This is a genomic window from Bradyrhizobium sp. U531, assembly GCF_051710265.1.
Classification (GTDB): domain Bacteria; phylum Pseudomonadota; class Alphaproteobacteria; order Rhizobiales; family Xanthobacteraceae; genus Bradyrhizobium.
Map to the genome: position 1 here is coordinate 2,215,886 of NZ_JASVEN010000001.1, position 16,207 is coordinate 2,232,092.

At 65.1% G+C, this 16,207-nt stretch carries 14 protein-coding genes; all 14 read left to right on the forward strand.

Going from position 1 to position 16,207, the window contains the following annotated elements:
* Positions 1-92 precede the first annotated feature (92 nt).
* The 14 genes from QRQ56_RS10920 to QRQ56_RS10985 all read left to right on the forward strand — a co-directional run bounded on the left by QRQ56_RS10920 (position 93) and on the right by QRQ56_RS10985 (position 16,197).
* Positions 93-1,343 carry an ABC transporter substrate-binding protein gene (locus tag QRQ56_RS10920; RefSeq protein WP_438739716.1) on the forward strand — a complete coding sequence of 417 codons (1,251 nt, stop codon included), beginning with the start codon at positions 93-95 and terminating at the stop codon, positions 1,341-1,343.
* A gap of 131 nt (positions 1,344-1,474) precedes the next feature.
* Positions 1,475-2,302 carry an AraC family transcriptional regulator gene (locus QRQ56_RS10925; RefSeq protein WP_438740157.1) on the forward strand — a complete coding sequence of 276 codons (828 nt, stop codon included), beginning with the start codon at positions 1,475-1,477 and terminating at the stop codon, positions 2,300-2,302.
* Positions 2,303-2,530: 228 nt separating this feature from the next.
* Positions 2,531-3,541 (forward strand): branched-chain amino acid ABC transporter permease, encoded by a 1,011-nt coding sequence (locus tag QRQ56_RS10930; RefSeq protein ID WP_438739717.1) that lies wholly within the window; start codon positions 2,531-2,533, stop codon positions 3,539-3,541.
* A gap of 1 nt (position 3,542) precedes the next feature.
* Complete coding sequence (locus QRQ56_RS10935; RefSeq protein WP_438739718.1) at positions 3,543-4,619, forward strand: branched-chain amino acid ABC transporter permease; 1,077 nt, start codon at positions 3,543-3,545, stop codon at positions 4,617-4,619.
* Positions 4,612-5,394 (forward strand): ABC transporter ATP-binding protein, encoded by a 783-nt coding sequence (locus QRQ56_RS10940; RefSeq protein ID WP_438739720.1) that lies wholly within the window; start codon positions 4,612-4,614, stop codon positions 5,392-5,394. The genes QRQ56_RS10935 and QRQ56_RS10940 overlap by 8 nt, the downstream gene beginning before the upstream one ends.
* Positions 5,387-7,603 (forward strand): ABC transporter permease, encoded by a 2,217-nt coding sequence (locus QRQ56_RS10945; protein WP_438739722.1) that lies wholly within the window; start codon positions 5,387-5,389, stop codon positions 7,601-7,603. The genes QRQ56_RS10940 and QRQ56_RS10945 overlap by 8 nt, the downstream gene beginning before the upstream one ends.
* Before the next feature lie 3 nt (positions 7,604-7,606).
* Positions 7,607-8,440: a phosphoenolpyruvate hydrolase family protein gene (locus QRQ56_RS10950; RefSeq protein ID WP_438739723.1), complete on the forward strand. Its 834-nt coding sequence runs from the start codon at positions 7,607-7,609 to the stop codon at positions 8,438-8,440.
* Positions 8,441-8,466: 26 nt separating this feature from the next.
* Positions 8,467-11,367 carry a flotillin domain-containing protein gene (locus tag QRQ56_RS10955; protein WP_438739725.1) on the forward strand — a complete coding sequence of 967 codons (2,901 nt, stop codon included), beginning with the start codon at positions 8,467-8,469 and terminating at the stop codon, positions 11,365-11,367.
* Between the two features lie 10 nt (positions 11,368-11,377).
* The gene (locus QRQ56_RS10960; RefSeq protein WP_080134478.1) at positions 11,378-11,815 is read left to right on the forward strand and encodes an SRPBCC family protein; all 438 of its coding nucleotides are present in this window, start codon (positions 11,378-11,380) and stop codon (positions 11,813-11,815) included.
* A 5-nt stretch (positions 11,816-11,820) separates the two neighbouring features.
* Positions 11,821-12,264, forward strand: a complete 444-nt coding sequence (locus tag QRQ56_RS10965; protein WP_438739726.1) for an SRPBCC family protein — start codon at positions 11,821-11,823, stop codon at positions 12,262-12,264.
* Positions 12,265-13,083: an FAD binding domain-containing protein gene (locus QRQ56_RS10970; protein ID WP_438739728.1), complete on the forward strand. Its 819-nt coding sequence runs from the start codon at positions 12,265-12,267 to the stop codon at positions 13,081-13,083. It abuts the gene before it with no gap.
* Between the two features lie 6 nt (positions 13,084-13,089).
* A complete protein-coding gene (locus QRQ56_RS10975) occupies positions 13,090-13,566 on the forward strand; it encodes a (2Fe-2S)-binding protein (RefSeq protein ID WP_438739729.1) in 477 nt (158 codons plus the stop codon).
* A gap of 12 nt (positions 13,567-13,578) precedes the next feature.
* A complete protein-coding gene (locus tag QRQ56_RS10980; RefSeq protein WP_438739730.1) occupies positions 13,579-15,174 on the forward strand; it encodes a xanthine dehydrogenase family protein molybdopterin-binding subunit in 1,596 nt (531 codons plus the stop codon).
* Complete coding sequence (locus tag QRQ56_RS10985; protein ID WP_254130403.1) at positions 15,175-16,197, forward strand: xanthine dehydrogenase family protein molybdopterin-binding subunit; 1,023 nt, start codon at positions 15,175-15,177, stop codon at positions 16,195-16,197.
* Positions 16,198-16,207: the final 10 nt, after the last annotated feature.

A 16,207-nucleotide genomic window follows, 5' to 3' on the forward strand; every position in this document is an offset into this window, starting at 1 on the left:
AGAACCGTTCGCCTTGCCAAAACGCCGCACCTCGCGGCGGGCGCGAGCGTGCGGTGAAAAACAGCGACACGAACGCCCCAGGGAGGAGAACCATGTTGAAAGGCAGTCTAGGACTGATTGCGTTGAGCAGCCTGCTGTTGTCGGGCACCGCCTTCGCACAAGAAAAGATCAAGGTCGGCGTCACCGCGACGCTCGAGGGCACCTACACGGTGCTCGGCGAGGACGGCATCCGCGGCTTCCAGACAGCGCTCAACGTGCTCGGCAAGAAGGTCGGCGACAAGGAGCTCGAATTCGTCATCGCATCGACCGACGCGACGCCGGACTCTGCGGTGCGCGCGGTGAGAAAGCTGATCGAGCAGGACAAGGTGCAGATCCTGCTGTCGCCGCTGTCAGGTGACGAAGGCATCGCGGTCAAGAACTTCGCCAAGACCCATCCGGAGCTGACCTTCATCAACGCCGCTTCGGGCGCCCAGGAAACGACCTATGTCGATCCGGCTCCAAACTTCTTCCGCTACAACATGGACGGGGCGCAGTGGCAGGTCGGCCTCGGCAAATACGCCTATGAGGAGAAGAAGTATCGCAAGATCGCGACGGTCGGCGAGGACTACTCCTTCATCTACACTCAGGTGTTCGGCCTCGTGCTCGAATTCTGCGGCGCCGGCGGACAAGTCACCAACCGGCAATGGGTGCCGCTCGGCACCAAGGACTTTGCGTCCGTCATCGCGGCGCTGCCCGATGATGTCGATGCCATCTATCTCGGCCTCGGCGGCGCCGACGCCGTCAACTTCCTCAACCAGTACCAGCAGGCCGGCGGCAAGGCGCATCTGATGGGCGGCTCGATCATGATCGACCAGACCATCCTGTCGTCCAAGGGAAATGCCAAGCAAGCGCTGGTCGGCACGCTGGCCGCGAGTGGCCAGGCTGACACCTGGGAGGACCCGGGTTGGCAGAAATTCGTGAAGGACTATCAGGACGCCTTCCCGCCGAACAAGCGCTTCCCGAGTCCGTCGCTGCTCGCCACCAACTATTACGGCTCGACCATGGCGCTGATCCTGGCGCTGCGTCAGGTCAATGGCGATCTCAGCGACAACCAGTCGAAGTACAAGGCTGCCCTGGCAAAGATCGAGCTCGATGCGCCGAACGGCAAGATCAAGCTCGACTCCAATCGCCAGGCGATCGGCACCAACTTCGTCACTGAAGTGGTCGACGACGGCAAGGGCGCGCTGTTCTCGAAGGTCGTGAAGGTGATTCCGAATGTGAACCAGACGCTGGGCTACGACCCCGCGGTGTTCGCCAAGATCGGATTGCCAAGCCGTACAGTACCGGAATGTAAGAAGTACTGACGTAGTCGCATCAGCGACGCCATGACTGACCGGGGAGAGATTTGCAAGGCGCGGACATTCTGCGCCCTTGCATTCTCTCCCCGGTTGTTGAACGCTATCGGAAAAAGACAAGAGCTTCTGGGAGGGAAGGCATGAGCCGGGCGCTCGCCGTCTTCCACGGCCGCTTCGGCCGGGCGACGGTCTATCAGTTGAACCGCCCTTTCAACATCCACGCACATCGCGAAGGTCATTTGATCTTCCATGTCGGGGGGCGTCCCGCATGCATCGATGTCAACGATGGACGCTACGAACTCGGCGAAGGCTCCGTGGTTGCGGTCAACCCTTGGGAGCCGCATAACTTCTTGCCGTCAGACCTCGACGGCGGCGCCGTCTTCTTCGTGCTCTACGTCAATGCGGAATGGTTCGCGCCAGATGCGCCCGGCGCCGACCGCCTGCGCTTCGGCCGCACGCAGTTTTCGCGGTCGGCCGCGCTGGACAAACACATCAGGCACGCTGCGGCTCTGGTGTGCGGCGCACCCTCGCTGAACAGCCTCGATGGCGAGCTGAGACGGCTGATCGACTTTTGCTACGACGCAAGTTGGCAACAGGCCGAGAGCGCGCGTGATCCACGCACCAATGGTTCGATCACCGATTTTCGTGTTCGCAAGTGCATCAAGATGATGTCGGAGAGCCCCGGCGCCGAGATCGAACTCGACACCATCGCACGCGAATCCGGCCTGTCGCGACCGCATTTCTATCGTCTGTTCCGGACCCAGACCGGCGTCACCCCGCACCTCTATCTCAACACGTTGATGATGGAACAGGCACTGGAGGCGCTGGTGGCGAGCGAAGCGCCGATCGCCGATATCGGCTTCGACCTCGGCTTCTCCTCGCAAAGCGGCTTCACCCGTTTCTTCGCTGCCAATGTCGGGATGGCCCCGACCGATTATCGCCGCGCGGCCAAGATTTTGCGCCCCTGACCGACGCGCGAAAAGATACTCACGATCAAATGCGCCCCCATGAGCCCGACTAGGATGCTCGGAACGCGGTCCCGAAAAGAGGATCGCGCGAAGGGAGCGTACGTCCATGGCAGGGCTTGCACATGGCAGGGCTTGCATGACAAGGCCTCCGGCCGGCAACGGTCTGCGTGCGCCCTCGCCTGGCTTATGGGGAGAGGACTTGAATGACGTGACGACGGAGCGGCAATCGTGACCCGCTTTATCGAACGTCATCCCGCATGGGCGCTCATCGCCATCATCGCAGTCGCGGTGATGCTATGGCTGATCTTCGCGATTTGGCCACCTGGCCTCGAGGAGGCGATCGGCCGCAAGCGGGTCTTCCTCAACGCGCTCTTCAACGGGATCACGCTTGGCGGACTCTATTTTCTCGTTGCCAGCGGTTTCACGCTGATCTTCGGCCTGATGCGCAACGTCAACCTTGCACATGGCTCGCTGTATCTGTTCGGCGGCTATGTCGGCTACGCCATCAGCGCCTCGACCGGATCCTGGATCCTCTCGTTCATCGTCGCCTTCATCCTGACGGCGCTGGTCGGCGTGCTGCTTCAGGTGCTGGTGTTCCGACGCATGGAAGGCCAGGACCTGCGCCAGACCATGGTAACGATCGGCCTCTCGATCGTGTTCGCCGACCTGATGCTGTGGGCCTGCGGCGGCGATTTCTACCAGATCCAGACCCCGAGCTGGCTGATCGGGCCGATCGAGCTGCCGCTACTCACCGCGATCAAATCCTCGGGCGAGCCGGTGTATTTGCGCTATCCCCTCGTGCGGCTCGTGATCTTCCTGGCATCCGTGATCATCGGCGTCGCGATGTGGCTCGCGCTCAACCGCACCCGGATCGGCATGATCATCCGCGCCGGCGTCGACGATCGCGATATCCTCGCGGCAACCGGCGTCCGCATCCAGATCGTCTTCGTGCTCGTGTTCGCACTCGGCGCAGGTCTTGCCGGCGTCGCGGGCGTGGTCGGCGGCACATTCCAGTCGCTCTCCCCGGGCGAAGACATCCGCTTCCTGCTCGCCTCCCTCGTCGTCGTGATCGTCGGCGGCATGGGCTCGATCCCCGGCGCCGCGCTCGGCGCCCTGATCATCGGTCTCGCCGAGCAGCTCGGCTCGGTCTACATCCCGACCTATGCCATCGTCGTGACCTTCCTGATCATGGTGCTGGTGCTGGCGCTTCGGCCGCAGGGCCTGCTCGCGAGGCGCTGACATGTCGGTCACCCACGATACCCGCATTCAGGTTCGCAAGCCCGCCTCGGCTGTCGCTCTCGGATGGCCCGACATCAACAATCCCGCAACCTGGATCGTGGCAGCCATTCTCCTGATCATGCCGCTGATTGCCAACGGCTTCTTCCTGATCGAGATCTTCGCGTCCACGCTGATCCTCGGCACCATTGCTCTCAGCCTGATGTTCCTGGCCGGCTATGGCGGCATGGTCAGCCTGATGCAGCTCACCATCGCGGGCTTCTGTGCCTACATGGTCGCGGTGTTTGGCGTCAGCGGCAACGCCAATATCAGCCTGGGCTGGCCGTGGTGGCTGGCGGTGCCGATGGCGCTGGCGCTCGCGACGATCTTCGGCACGCTCGGCGGCGCGCTCGCGGTGCGCACCGAGGGCATCTACACCATCATGATCACGCTGGCGATCGGCGCGGCGTTCTACTACTTCACCAACCAGAACTGGGCGATCTTCAACGGCCACACCGGCATCAACAACGTCTCGACGCCGCATTTCTGGGGCGTCAACTGGCGCGCTGATATTCCCTTCTATTACGTCGTACTCGCGGTCGCCACGCTCTGTTATTTCGCGGTCGACTACATCTCGCGAGCGCCGTTCGGCCTGGCGCTGCAGGGCGTGCGCGACAATCCGCGCCGCATGGCCGCGCTCGGCTTCAACGTCAATGCGCACCGCGTCGCGGCCTATGCGGTGGCGTCCTTCATCGCGGGCCTCGCCGGCGTGCTCCAGGTCTGGAACTATCGCCAGATCTCACCGGGCACGGTCAGCGTTGGCGCCTGCATCGACGTCCTCATCATCGCTGTCGTCGGCGGCATCACGCGGCCGATCGGCCCCTATATCGGCGCGCTGGTGTTCGTCCTGCTGCGCACCTTCGCGCTCGACTTCCTGGTCAAGATCGGGCTCGACGGCAACCGCTTCCGTCTGCTGATCGGGCTCGGCTTCCTCGCCATCGTGTTCTGGTCGTCCGATGGTGTGATCGGTTTGTGGCAGCGCTGGCGGCAGAGCCAGCGTCGGCAGCCGGATCGCCCGGGCGGAGGGCACGGCCATGGATAGCGTCGCCCAACGCCTCTCCGCCGTCGGTGCCGGTGCAGCCCTGGAGCTGCGCGGCGTGACGCGGCTGTTCGGCGCGCTGGCCGCGCTGACCGACGTCACCATCACCGTGCGCCCCGGCGAACGCCGCGCCGTGCTCGGCTCCAACGGCGCAGGCAAGACCACGCTGTTCAACTGCATCACCGGCGATTTCCCGCCCTCCTCCGGCACGATCCGCTTCTTCGGCGAGGACGTCACCCACTTCCCGCCCTATGAACGCATCCGCCGCGGGCTCAGACGAACCTATCAGATCTCCGCACTGTTCCCCGGCCTCACGGTGCAGGACAACGTCTATCTCGCCTGCCGCGGCGTCTCGCGCGGCCGCTTCTCGTTCCTGCGTCCCGGGCATAACGACGCGCTGATGCATGCCGCCGATGGCCTGGTGCAGGCCGTGCATCTGACCGCCGTGAAAGACCAGCGCGTCGCCGAGCTCGCGCACGGCCAGCAGCGCCAGCTCGAAATCGCGCTGGCGCTCGCCGGCGCCCCGCGTTTCGTTCTGTTCGACGAGCCCGCTGCCGGCCTCTCGCCGACCGAACGCGCCGAGCTGGTCGAGATCCTGACCTCGCTGCCGGCCCATATCGGCTACATCATCATCGAGCACGACATGGACGTGGCCTTGCGCGTCGTCGAGAGCGTGACGATGATGCACAATGGCCGCATCTTCAAGGAAGGCCTGCCGGAAGAGATCCAGTCCGATCCCGAGGTACAGGAGCTTTATCTGGGAGGCGGCCATGAGTGATGTCCGTCGCTCACCCGCCGCGCTCGAAGTACGGGGCCTCGATGTCTATTACGGTCATTCGCACGCGCTCCAGGGCGTTGACCTCACCCTCGATGCCGGCGTGTTCTCCGTGGTCGGCCGCAACGGCATGGGCAAGACCACGCTGTGTAAGGCGATCATGGGCCTTGTCCCGGTCAGCGGCGGCTCGATCCGCGTCCGCGGCGAGGACATCACGCGGCGGCCCCCCGCCCATATCGCGCGGCTGGGCGTCGGCTATGTGCCGCAGGGACGCCGGCTCTGGCGCTCGCTCACCGTCGACGAGCATCTTCGGCTCGCCGGCGGGATGCGGTCCGGCGCCTGGACGGTCGAGCGCATCTACGACACCTTTCCGCGGCTCGCCGAGCGCAAGGACAACGGCGGCGGCCAGCTCTCCGGCGGCGAGCAGCAAATGCTCGCGATCTCGCGCGCGCTGCTGACCAATCCGCATCTGCTGATCATGGACGAGCCGACCGAGGGCCTTGCGCCAGTCATCGTCGCCCAGGTCGAGGAGATGTTGCTGCGGCTCGGCGAGGACGGCGACATGTCCGTGCTCGTGATCGAGCAGAATATCGGCGTCGCCACGGCGATCTCGCGCAATGTCGCGATCATGGTCAACGGCCGCATCAACCGCATTATCGACTCGGTACGGCTGTCCGCGGACCGCGAGCTGCAGCAACGACTGCTCGGCGTCGGCCTTCACGCCGAGCTCGAGCCAGATATCGATACGCCGTCGTCCGGCAGCGAAGCCAAGCCGGCTTCGCAGCCAGCACGCGCCAGCGGCCCGATCCGGGTCTACGTCTCCAACCCCGTCACGCCGACGCGCTGGTCCCAACCGGTCCCGATCGGACGCATCGAGGCGGCCGCGCGAACGCTGTCGACGCCGGTTGCACGCCTCGACGAGACGACACGGCGCAAACGCGAACCGGTGGCCGCCCAGACCTCGGGCCCGCCGGTCGTACTGGTCGTCGGCACACTCGACACCAAGGGCGCGGAACTCCGCTTCATTCGCGATATTGTCGCCGAGACCGGCCTGCGCACCCGGCTGGTCGACGTCTCCACCAGCGGCAAGCACGCGACCTGCGATGTCTCCGCGCAGGAAATTGCCCTGAATCACGGCCGGGGCGGCTCGGCAGCGTTCGGCCCCGACCGCGGCGCCGCAGTGACGGCGATGGCCGATGCGTTCGCCAACTGGATCAAGCGCCAGGGCAACATTGCCGGTGTGATCTCGGCCGGCGGCTCGGGCGCTGCATCGCTGGTGGCGCCAGGGATGCGGACCCTCCCCGTTGGCGTGCCAAAGCTGATCATCTCATCCGTCGCCTCGGGGGACGTCGCGCCCTATGTCGGCCCGGCCGACATCGCGATGATGTACTCCGTCACCGACGTGCAGGGCCTCAATTCGATCTCGCGCGCGGTGCTATCGAATGGCGCCAACGCGATCGCCGGCATGGTCAAGGCCCGGCTCGACCAGCGCGAGGCCAAAGACCGGGCCGCAAACGCTGCGCTGCCATCGGTCGGTATCACCATGTTCGGCGTGACGACGCCAGCGGTGCAGAGGATCGCGGCCGATCTGAGCGATGATTTCGAATGCCTGGTCTTCCACGCCACCGGCGTAGGCGGGCGTTCGATGGAGAAGCTGGTCGACTCCGGTCAGCTCTCCGGCGTGATCGATCTCACTACGACCGAGATCTGCGACCTCCTGATGGGCGGCGTGTTTCCGGCGACCGACGACCGCTTTGGCGCGGTCATTCGCACCCGCCTGCCCTATGTCGGCTCGGTCGGCGCGCTCGACATGGTCAATTTCGGCGCGCCCGACACCATCCCAGAGCGCTACCGCGGCCGCAAATTCCACGTCCACAATCCGCAGGTGACGCTGATGCGAACCACGGCGGAGGAGAACGAACGCATGGGCCGCTGGATCGGCGAGCGGCTCAACCAGATGGATGGGCCGGTGCGGTTTTTCCTGCCCGAAGGCGGCGTCTCCGCCCTCGATTCCCGAGGCCAGCCATTCTGGGACCCGGAGGCCGACGCGGCCTTGTTCCGAGCACTGGAGCGCACGGTGCGCACGACCGGCAACCGCCAGCTGATCCGCGTCAAGCAGAACATCAACGATCCCGAGTTCGCCTCGACCATCGTTGGCGCGTTCCGAACACTGTTCGGCCGCGCCGGGGCGCGCCGGAGAGCAGCGAGGTGACCGATGGCCCGGTTTGAACGCGCAGCACTTCTGAAGCGGTTTCGCGAGATGGCGAAGCGCGGCGAGCCGATTGTCGGCGGTGGCGCCGGCACCGGCCTGTCGGCCAAGTGCGAGGAAGCCGGCGGTGTCGATCTCATCGTCATCTACAATTCCGGCCGCTATCGCATGGCTGGACGCGGCTCGCTCGCGGGGTTGATGCCCTACGGCGACGCCAATGCCATCGTGCTGGAGATGGCCGGCGAAGTGCTGCCCGTCGTCAGCAAGACGCCGGTGCTCGCCGGCGTCAACGGCACCGATCCATTCCGCGACATGGATGCGTTCCTCGACCAGCTCAAGGCGCTGGGCTTCGCCGGCGTGCAAAACTTTCCGACTGTCGGCCTGATCGACGGCGTGTTCCGCGCCAATCTCGAAGAAACTGGCATGTCCTACGCTCTGGAAATCGACATGATCGCCAAGGCGCGCGAGAAGGATTTGCTGACGACACCTTATGTCTTCAGCGAGAAGGAAGCGGCTGCGATGGCGCTCGCCGGCGCCGATATCATCGTCTGTCATATGGGCCTGACGACCGGCGGAACGATCGGCGCGCAGACCGCGCCGAAGCTTAAGGACTGCCCCGCCCGCATCGACACCTGGGCTTCGGCCGCGCTGAGCGTAAATCCGGACATTCTGGTGCTCGCCCATGGCGGCCCGATCGCGGATCCCCAGGACGCCGATTTCGTCATGAAGAATACCCGCTACTGCCACGGCTTCTACGGCGCGTCCTCCATGGAGCGACTGCCGGTGGAGCGGGCACTGACGGAACAGGTACGCAAATTCAAGGCGATCGGCGCGCGATAACGCCGGAACGATAGAGGGAGGGAAACATGTCAGGGATCCTGGTCGGCGAGCTCATCCTCTGGCTGATCGTCGCTATTATCGTGATCGTGGTCGGTGTCTACATCGTCAACTGGCTCTATCACCGTTCCTCCAAGGAGGTCTCGTTCGTCCGGACCGGGTTCCTCGGCGAACGCGTCGTGATCAACGGCGGCGCCTTCGTGCTGCCCTTCATCCACGCTTACACGCCCGTCAACATGAACGTGCTGCCGATGGGCATCGTGCGCTCCAGGCAGGATGCCGTCATCACCCGCGACCGGATGCGCGTCGATATCGAGGCCGATTTCTATGTCCGCGTGCAACAGACCCGCGAGGCCGTTTCGATCGCAGCCGCGACCCTCGGCCGCCGTACCCTGGAACCAGAACAGCTCCACGCATTGCTGGCCGGCAAGTTCATCTCCGCGATCCGTTCCGTTGCTTCCGAGATGACCATGGAGGAGATGCACGAACGCCGCGGCGACTACGTTGCACGGGTCAAGACCAATGCGGCCGAAGCCCTCGCCCAGAACGGACTCGAGCTTGAATCCGTCGCCATCACCGATCTCGACCAGACCGACCTCGAATTCTTCAATCCCTCGAACCGCTTCGACGCCGAGGGCTTGACCCAGTTGATGCAGGACATCGAAGCACGTCGCAAGCTGCGCAACGACATCGAGCAGGACTCGATGATCAAGATCCGCACCCGTAATCTGGAGGCCGAGCGGCAAGCGCTCGAAATCGAGCGCGAGAGCGAGACCGCGCGACTGGAACAGGAACGCGATATCGAAATGCGGCGCGCCCTCCAGCGCACTGAGGTCGCCCGCGAACGCGCGCTGCGCGAGACCGAGGCCGAGCAGGCCCAGATCTCGGCGCGCGAGGCGATCGAACGCTCCCGCATCGCCAATGAGCAAGCAATCGCAGAGGCCCGCATCGCCTCAGAGCGCGAGACCCGCCAGAAGGAGATCGAGCGCACCCGCACCATCGAGGAGAAGGAGCTGCTGGCGCGCGAGGAGATCGAAAAGACCCGCATCGCCAACCAGCGCTCGATCGACACGACAAGGATTGCCTCAGAACGCGAGGTCCGCCAGCGCGAAATCGAGCGGATGCGCACCGTCGAGGAAGCCGAGATCGCGGCGCGCGAGGCGATCGAAAAAGCACGGATCCAGCAGGACCGTGTCGTTACCGACGCCCGCATCGCCAACGAAGAGGAGACCCGACGCCGTGAGATCGAGCGCACCCGCGCCATCGACGAGGCCGAGATTGCAGCGCGAGAGGCGACCGAAAAGGCCCGTATCGCCCAGACGCTGATCATCAATGTCGAGCGCATCTCCTCCGACGAACGCACCCGCGCGCTTGAGATCCAGCAGGTGCGCACGATCCAGGAAGCCGAAATCGAGGCGCAGCGCGCCGTCGAGGCCGCCCGTATCGCCCGCGAGCGGACTCTTGCCGCCGAACGTATCGCCGCCGAGCAGAATACCCGGCAATTGGAAATCGAACGCAATCAGACCCTCGATGTCGCCGGCATCGCCGCGCGCGAGACCACCGAGGCCTCGCGCATCGCCCAGGAAGAGCGGGTCCGTTCGCTGGAGATCGCCCGGAACCGCGCCGTCGAGGAAGCCGACATCGCCTCTCGCGAGGCGATCGAAGCGGCCCGCATCGCGCAGGAGAAGGCCGTCGCAGCCGAGCGTATCCAGGCCGAACGTGACACGCGTTCGCTGGAAATTGAGCGGACCGGTGTGCTGGAGGCGGCCGAGTTGAAGCGGCGCGACGCCATCGAGCGCCAGCGCATCGTGGTCGATCTGGCCCTCGAAGCCGAGCGGATCAATTCGTCCAAGAAGCGCGAGGTGCTCAACATCGAACAGAAGAAGGCGATCGAAATCGCGGACGAGGACCGCGTCATCGCCCTCTCCGCCAAGAAGTCGGAGCGTATCGATGCCGATCGCCAGGTCCGGCAGGCCGAGATCGTCGCCCGCAAGGAGGTCGAGACCACCGACGTCTCCCGCGAGCAGGCGCTGGAAGCGGCCCGGCTCGAACGCCGCCGCTCGATCGAGCAACTCGAAGTCGCCCGCGTCCAGTCGTTGCAGGAAGCCGAGATCGCCTCCCGCGAGGAAGTGGAGCGCGCGCGCATCGCCTCCGACCGGGGGCTGGATGAGGCGCGCGTCGGCCGCGAGCGCGAGTTGCGCAAGCTCGAAGTGAACCGCGAGAAGGAGGTCGAGACAGTTTTGATGGAGAAGGCGATCGCCATCCACCAGAAGTCGCTCGAAGAGTCCGCCGCCAAGGCGATGGCCGAGGAAGCACGGATGCGGGCTACTGAGGCCACCGAACGCGTCATCACTGCGCGCGAGAGTGAGATTGCAAAACGTCGCAAGACGGTCGAGGTGCTGCTCGCCGAGAAGCAGGCCGAAGAGACCCGGATCGCCGCGGATGCCGAACGTGTGCGTGCGGCGGTCGAGGCTGAGGCGCAGCGGATGCTCAACGAAGCCGAAAACGTGCTCACGGACCAGGCGCGCTATTCACTGTTCCGCCGCAAGCTGCTCGACAAGATCGAAGGCATCGTGCGCGAGAGCGTGAAGCCGATGGAGAAGATCGAGGGCATTCGCATCCTCCAGGTCGACGGGCTCAACGGCAACGGCCATGGCGGCAACGGCGGCCGCAGCGCCACCGACGAGGTGATCGATTCGGCTCTGCGCTACCGCGTGCAGGCGCCGCTGATCGACTCTATCCTCGCCGACATCGGCGTCGAGGGCGGCAGTCTCGCAAAAATGCCGGGCCTGATCCGCGAGGCCCGCGACATGCAGGGCATCAAGGAGTCAGCGCGCAAGGCCGGTGGAGAGAAACCGGCAACCTCCACGCCTGCGACCGAGGGCGGCGGTGAGCCGCCGGCCGAGCGCGGCCCGCGGAAGAAGAGCTGAGGTCTGACCCATGGCCCGCGTCTACGTTTCCACCGTCGTCAATGCGCGCAACGACCGCGTCTGGGCGCGGGTACGCGATTTCAACGGCTTGCCGAACTGGCACCCGGCGATCGCCGAAAGCCGCATCGAGGGCGGCGAGCCATCCGATAAGATCGGATGCGTCAGGGACTTTCGCCTGCGCAACGGCGACCGCATCCGCGAGAAGCTGCTTGGTCTCTCCGACTACGACATGTTCTGCACCTATTCGATCCTGGAATCCCCAATGGGGGTCGAGAACTATGTCGCAACCCTGCGGCTGACGCCCGTCACCGATGGCGACCAGACCTTTGTGGAATGGACCGCCGAATTCGACTGCGCGCCGGAGCGGGAGACTGAGCTCGTCGGCAATATCGGCGGCGGCGTTTTCCAGGGCGGCTTCGACGCCCTCAAGCGCGTTTTCGGAGGCTGACGCTCGTGCCGCATATCGTCAAAAGCACCATCCTGGACGCGCCGACCGATGCGGCGTGGTCGGTGCTGCGCGATTTCAACGGGCATGACCGCTGGCATCCGGCGGTGGCGACCTCCTCGATCGAGCGTGCGCATTCCTCGGACAAGATCGGCTGCGTCAGACGGTTCAAGCTGAAGGACGGTGCCGAGTTGCGCGAGCAATTACTGGCCCTGTCCGACCTCGAACAAAGCTTCAGCTATTGCCTGCTCGATACTCCGATCCCGATGTTCAACTACGTCGCTCATGTCCGCCTGCTGCCGGTGACCGATGGCGACCGGACCTTCTGGCACTGGGAATCGCGCTTCACGACCAAACCCGAGGATCGCGACCACATCACCCACATGGTGGCCGAAGACATTTATCAGGCTGGATTCGACGCGATCCGCCGGCATCTGAAGGAGGCCGCCTGAATGGCCGTCACAGTAAAATCGTTTGCGAGCGCCAGCGAAGCCGCCGGCGCGCTGTCGTCGGATCGCACCGCGCGCTATCTCGGCGGCGGCACGCTGGTAATGCGGGCGCTGAATGAGGGCGACGTCTCGATCTCGACCGTGATCCGCGCGCAAGACCAGGCTTTGACCCGGATCGACGCTTCCGGCCCGCGGGTCACGCTGGGCGCCGGCGTCACTTTCGCGCGCGTCCTTGCCGAGCGCGACCTCGGCTTCCTGCATGCCCCTGCCCGTTCGATCGGCGGCCCTGCCGTGCGCAACATGGGCACGGTCGGCGGCAACCTTTTTGCGCCCAACCCTTATGGCGATTTCACCGTCGCACTGCTGGCGCTCGATGCCACCGTCGCCGTCGCAGGCGGGTTCGGCTCGCGCGACATTCCGATCGAGGAATTCTTGCAGGCCCGTGACCGGCAGGCCGGAACCCTGGTGCTTTCGGTATCGTGCACTCGGCCGGCCAGCACCGAGGCGTTTCGTTATCGCAAGATCGCGCGCATCAAGCCGAAGGGCGGATCGGTCATCACCCTCGCCGCGCATCTGCCGATCTCCGGCGGCCGGATCGCTGGCGCGCGGATCGCGTTGGGCTCTATGGCGCCGACGCAGATCCGCGCCCGCGCCGCCGAGCGCGCGCTGGAAGGACGTTCGTTGGATCCTGCAACGATCAGCGCCGCCGCCTCAGCCGCCGCCGAGGGAACCTCACCATCCGACAACGCCCTCGGCAGCGCCTGGTATCGCCGCGAGATCGTCGGCGTGCATCTGCGCCGCCTGCTGTCCGGACAGGAATAGGTCGCCATGTCGAAGATCCCCCTGCAATTTCGTCACAACGGCCGCGACGTCGCGATCTTCGTCGATGGCGGCACCAATCTCCTGGTCGCATTGCGCGAACTAATCGGCGACATGACGCCGAAATTCGGCTGCGGCCAGGGCGGCTGCGGCACCTGCAGCGTGCTTGTCGATGGCGAGCTTCACCTCTCCTGCCTGACGTTGGCGGAAACCGTGGCCGGCCGCTCGATCGAGACGCTCGACGGCATGAAGCAGGGTCCGAACCTGCATCCGCTGCAGCGCGCCTTCGCCGACAATTTCGCCGCCCAGTGCGGTTATTGCACGCCGGGCATGCTGATGGCTGCCAAGGCGTTGCTCGACCGCAATCCGTCGCCAAGCCGTGACGAAGTCATCGAGGCCATCTCCGGCAACATCTGCCGTTGCACCGGCTATGAGCCGATCATCAATGCCATCCTCGCCGCCTCCGGCGGCCGGGTCAGCGCCTAAGGGAACGCGGCCATGCTGGAACTGCGCAAGGACATTTTCGCCGACGAGCGCGACGACAATTTGAAGGAGATCGGTAAAGGCACCCAGCGCCAGGACATGCTTGGTCATGTCACGGGCACGTCCAGTTATTTCAACGACCACAAGCTGCAGGGCATGCTGCATCTGAAGGTCGTCCGTTCGACGCAGGCCCATGCCAGGATCCGCCGCATCGACACAACGGAGGCCGAGCGTTCGGCTGGCGTGCGCCGGATCATCCGTGGCGCCGATGTGCCGGTCAATCTCAACACGCTCCTCAGCCTGATCAATTTCGGCAAGGACGACGAGCCGTCGCTGGCCGTGGACAAGGTCCGCTACAAAGGCGAGCCGATCGTTGCCATTGTCGCCGACAGCGAGCGCGAGGCCTTTGAAGCCGTCGCAAAGGTCAAGGTCGACTACGAGCCACTGCCGGCAGTCTTCGACGTCGAGGACGCGTTGAAACCCGGCGCGCCCGTGGTCAACGAGACCTACCCGAAGAACACCTTCACCTATCACGAGACCTACGATCACCAGAGGATTCGCTTTGGCGATGCCGACGCGGCACTCGCGACCGCCGATCACGTGATCGAGCAGCGGTACCAGATGTCGCCGATCGAGCACGCGCCGACCGAGACGAACGGTGCGATCGCAGCTCCGGACACCAATGGCCGCTATGTGGTCTACACCTCGACACAGGCCCTGTTCTTCTCGGTTGATACCTGCGCCAAGATTCTGGACGTGCCCTCCAACACCTTCCACTTCATCGGGGGCACGGTCGGCGGCGGCTTTGGCGGCAAGGTGGATACGCTGACCGAGCCGCTCGCGATCCTCGGCGCGATGCTAACGGGACGACCCGTGCGTTACGTATTCGGGCGCGAAGAGGAGATGCAATATGGCCCGCCGCGCGGCGCCGAGCGCATCTACATCAAGGACGGTGTGATGCGCGACGGCCGTATCGTGGCGCGCAAGATCCGCGCCTATTTCGACAGTGGCGCCTATACGCGGCTGTCGAGCTACGCCGCCGTCAAATGCGCCGCACACCTCCCCGGGCCCTATACGATTCCGAACGTCTACGGCGACGTCTATTGCGTCTTCACCAATCGGACGCCGGCGACCGCGATGCGCGGCTTTGGCGTCACGGCGATGGATTTTGCCATCGAGTGCCAGATGGACAAGCTGGCGCACCTCATCAACATGGATCCCATGGAGTTCCGCATCCTCAACGCTTATCGCGACGGTGACATGAAGGCCCACCGGCGCGAAGCCAAGAACACCGCGCTGATCGAATGCGTCCAGGTCGCCGCGGAAAAGGCAAAGTGGCCGCTTCGCGAAGAGTTCAAGCGCGCGTCCTCGCGCAAGGACGGTGGCGGCAGTCGCGCCGTCATCCCACCGACGCCGACGGATTCGTCGCGAGGAAGGCCGGCTGCACCGGTGCAGCAACGCACCAGCTACGACCGGTTGCCGCCCACCGTGACCCGTGAACCGCCGCGCGAGCCACCGCCACCCGCTCCGCCGCCGCCCTCACCGCGGCCGGCCGCGCCATCGCACGGCGCGACCCGTTTCTCGTCCGTCTTCGGCACCAGGAGGCGCTAGATGGCCCGGCATCGCGGACGCGGAATCGCGTCGATCAACTATCCCATCGGCATGAATCTCGGCGGCGACCCCAGCCAGGCGCTGGTCCACTCCAACCCGAGCGGCAAGTTCACGGTGGCACTGTCGTCGATCGACCTCGGACAGGGCATGAAGTCCGTCACACGGCAAATCTGCGCGGAGACGCTCGGCGTTCCCGTTGAGGATGTCTACGTCGATACCGCGGATTCCGACACCGGCCCCCACTGCATGGGATCGTTTGCCTCGCGCGGCACCCACCGCGTCGGCAATGCGGTGATGGCTGCAGCCCGCGAGGCGCGTGGCGTGATGATGGAAGCCGCGGCCGAGGAACTGGAGGTCAACGCCGCCGATCTCGAAACGGACGGGCGCGGCAACATCCACGTCAAGGGCGCGCCGCACCGCTCAATCTCGACCAAGGACGTCGCGATCGCGGCGCAGTTCAAGCAGGGCAAGACCATCTCTGGCCGCGGCATCTTCCTGGTGCCCCTCTCCGAGGTGAACCCGGAAACTGGCGAGATGTCGCCGGCGACCTGCTACGCCCATGCCTGCCTCGTTGCCGAGGTCGATGTCGATGACGAGACGGGCGAGGTCGCGATGGTCCGCATGGACTCGGCCTACGAGCTCGGCCGCGCGCTCAATCCGCGCCTGGTCGAACAGCAGCTCGTCGGCGGCGCCTGGATGGGCGTCAGCCACGCCCTCTACGAGACGCCCGAGCCATACTATCCCGAGCCCGTCCACGGCCCGCGCGACTTCGTCGAATATTTGATGCCCGGCCCCGGCGACATTTGCCCGCACGATATCGCCGTCCTGGAACGCCCTGCTCCTGACGGCCCCTTCGGTGCCAAGGGTCCCGGTGAGATGTGCGCCAACCCGGTTCTGCCCGCCGTGGCCAACGCGATCTTCAACGCGGTCGGCGTGCGCATCGACGATCTGCCGATCACGCCTGAAAAAGTGCTGCGTGCCATCAAAGCCCAGGGCGGTGCACGGCCCCAAGCGCGGCGCTAGAGGTTCTGGT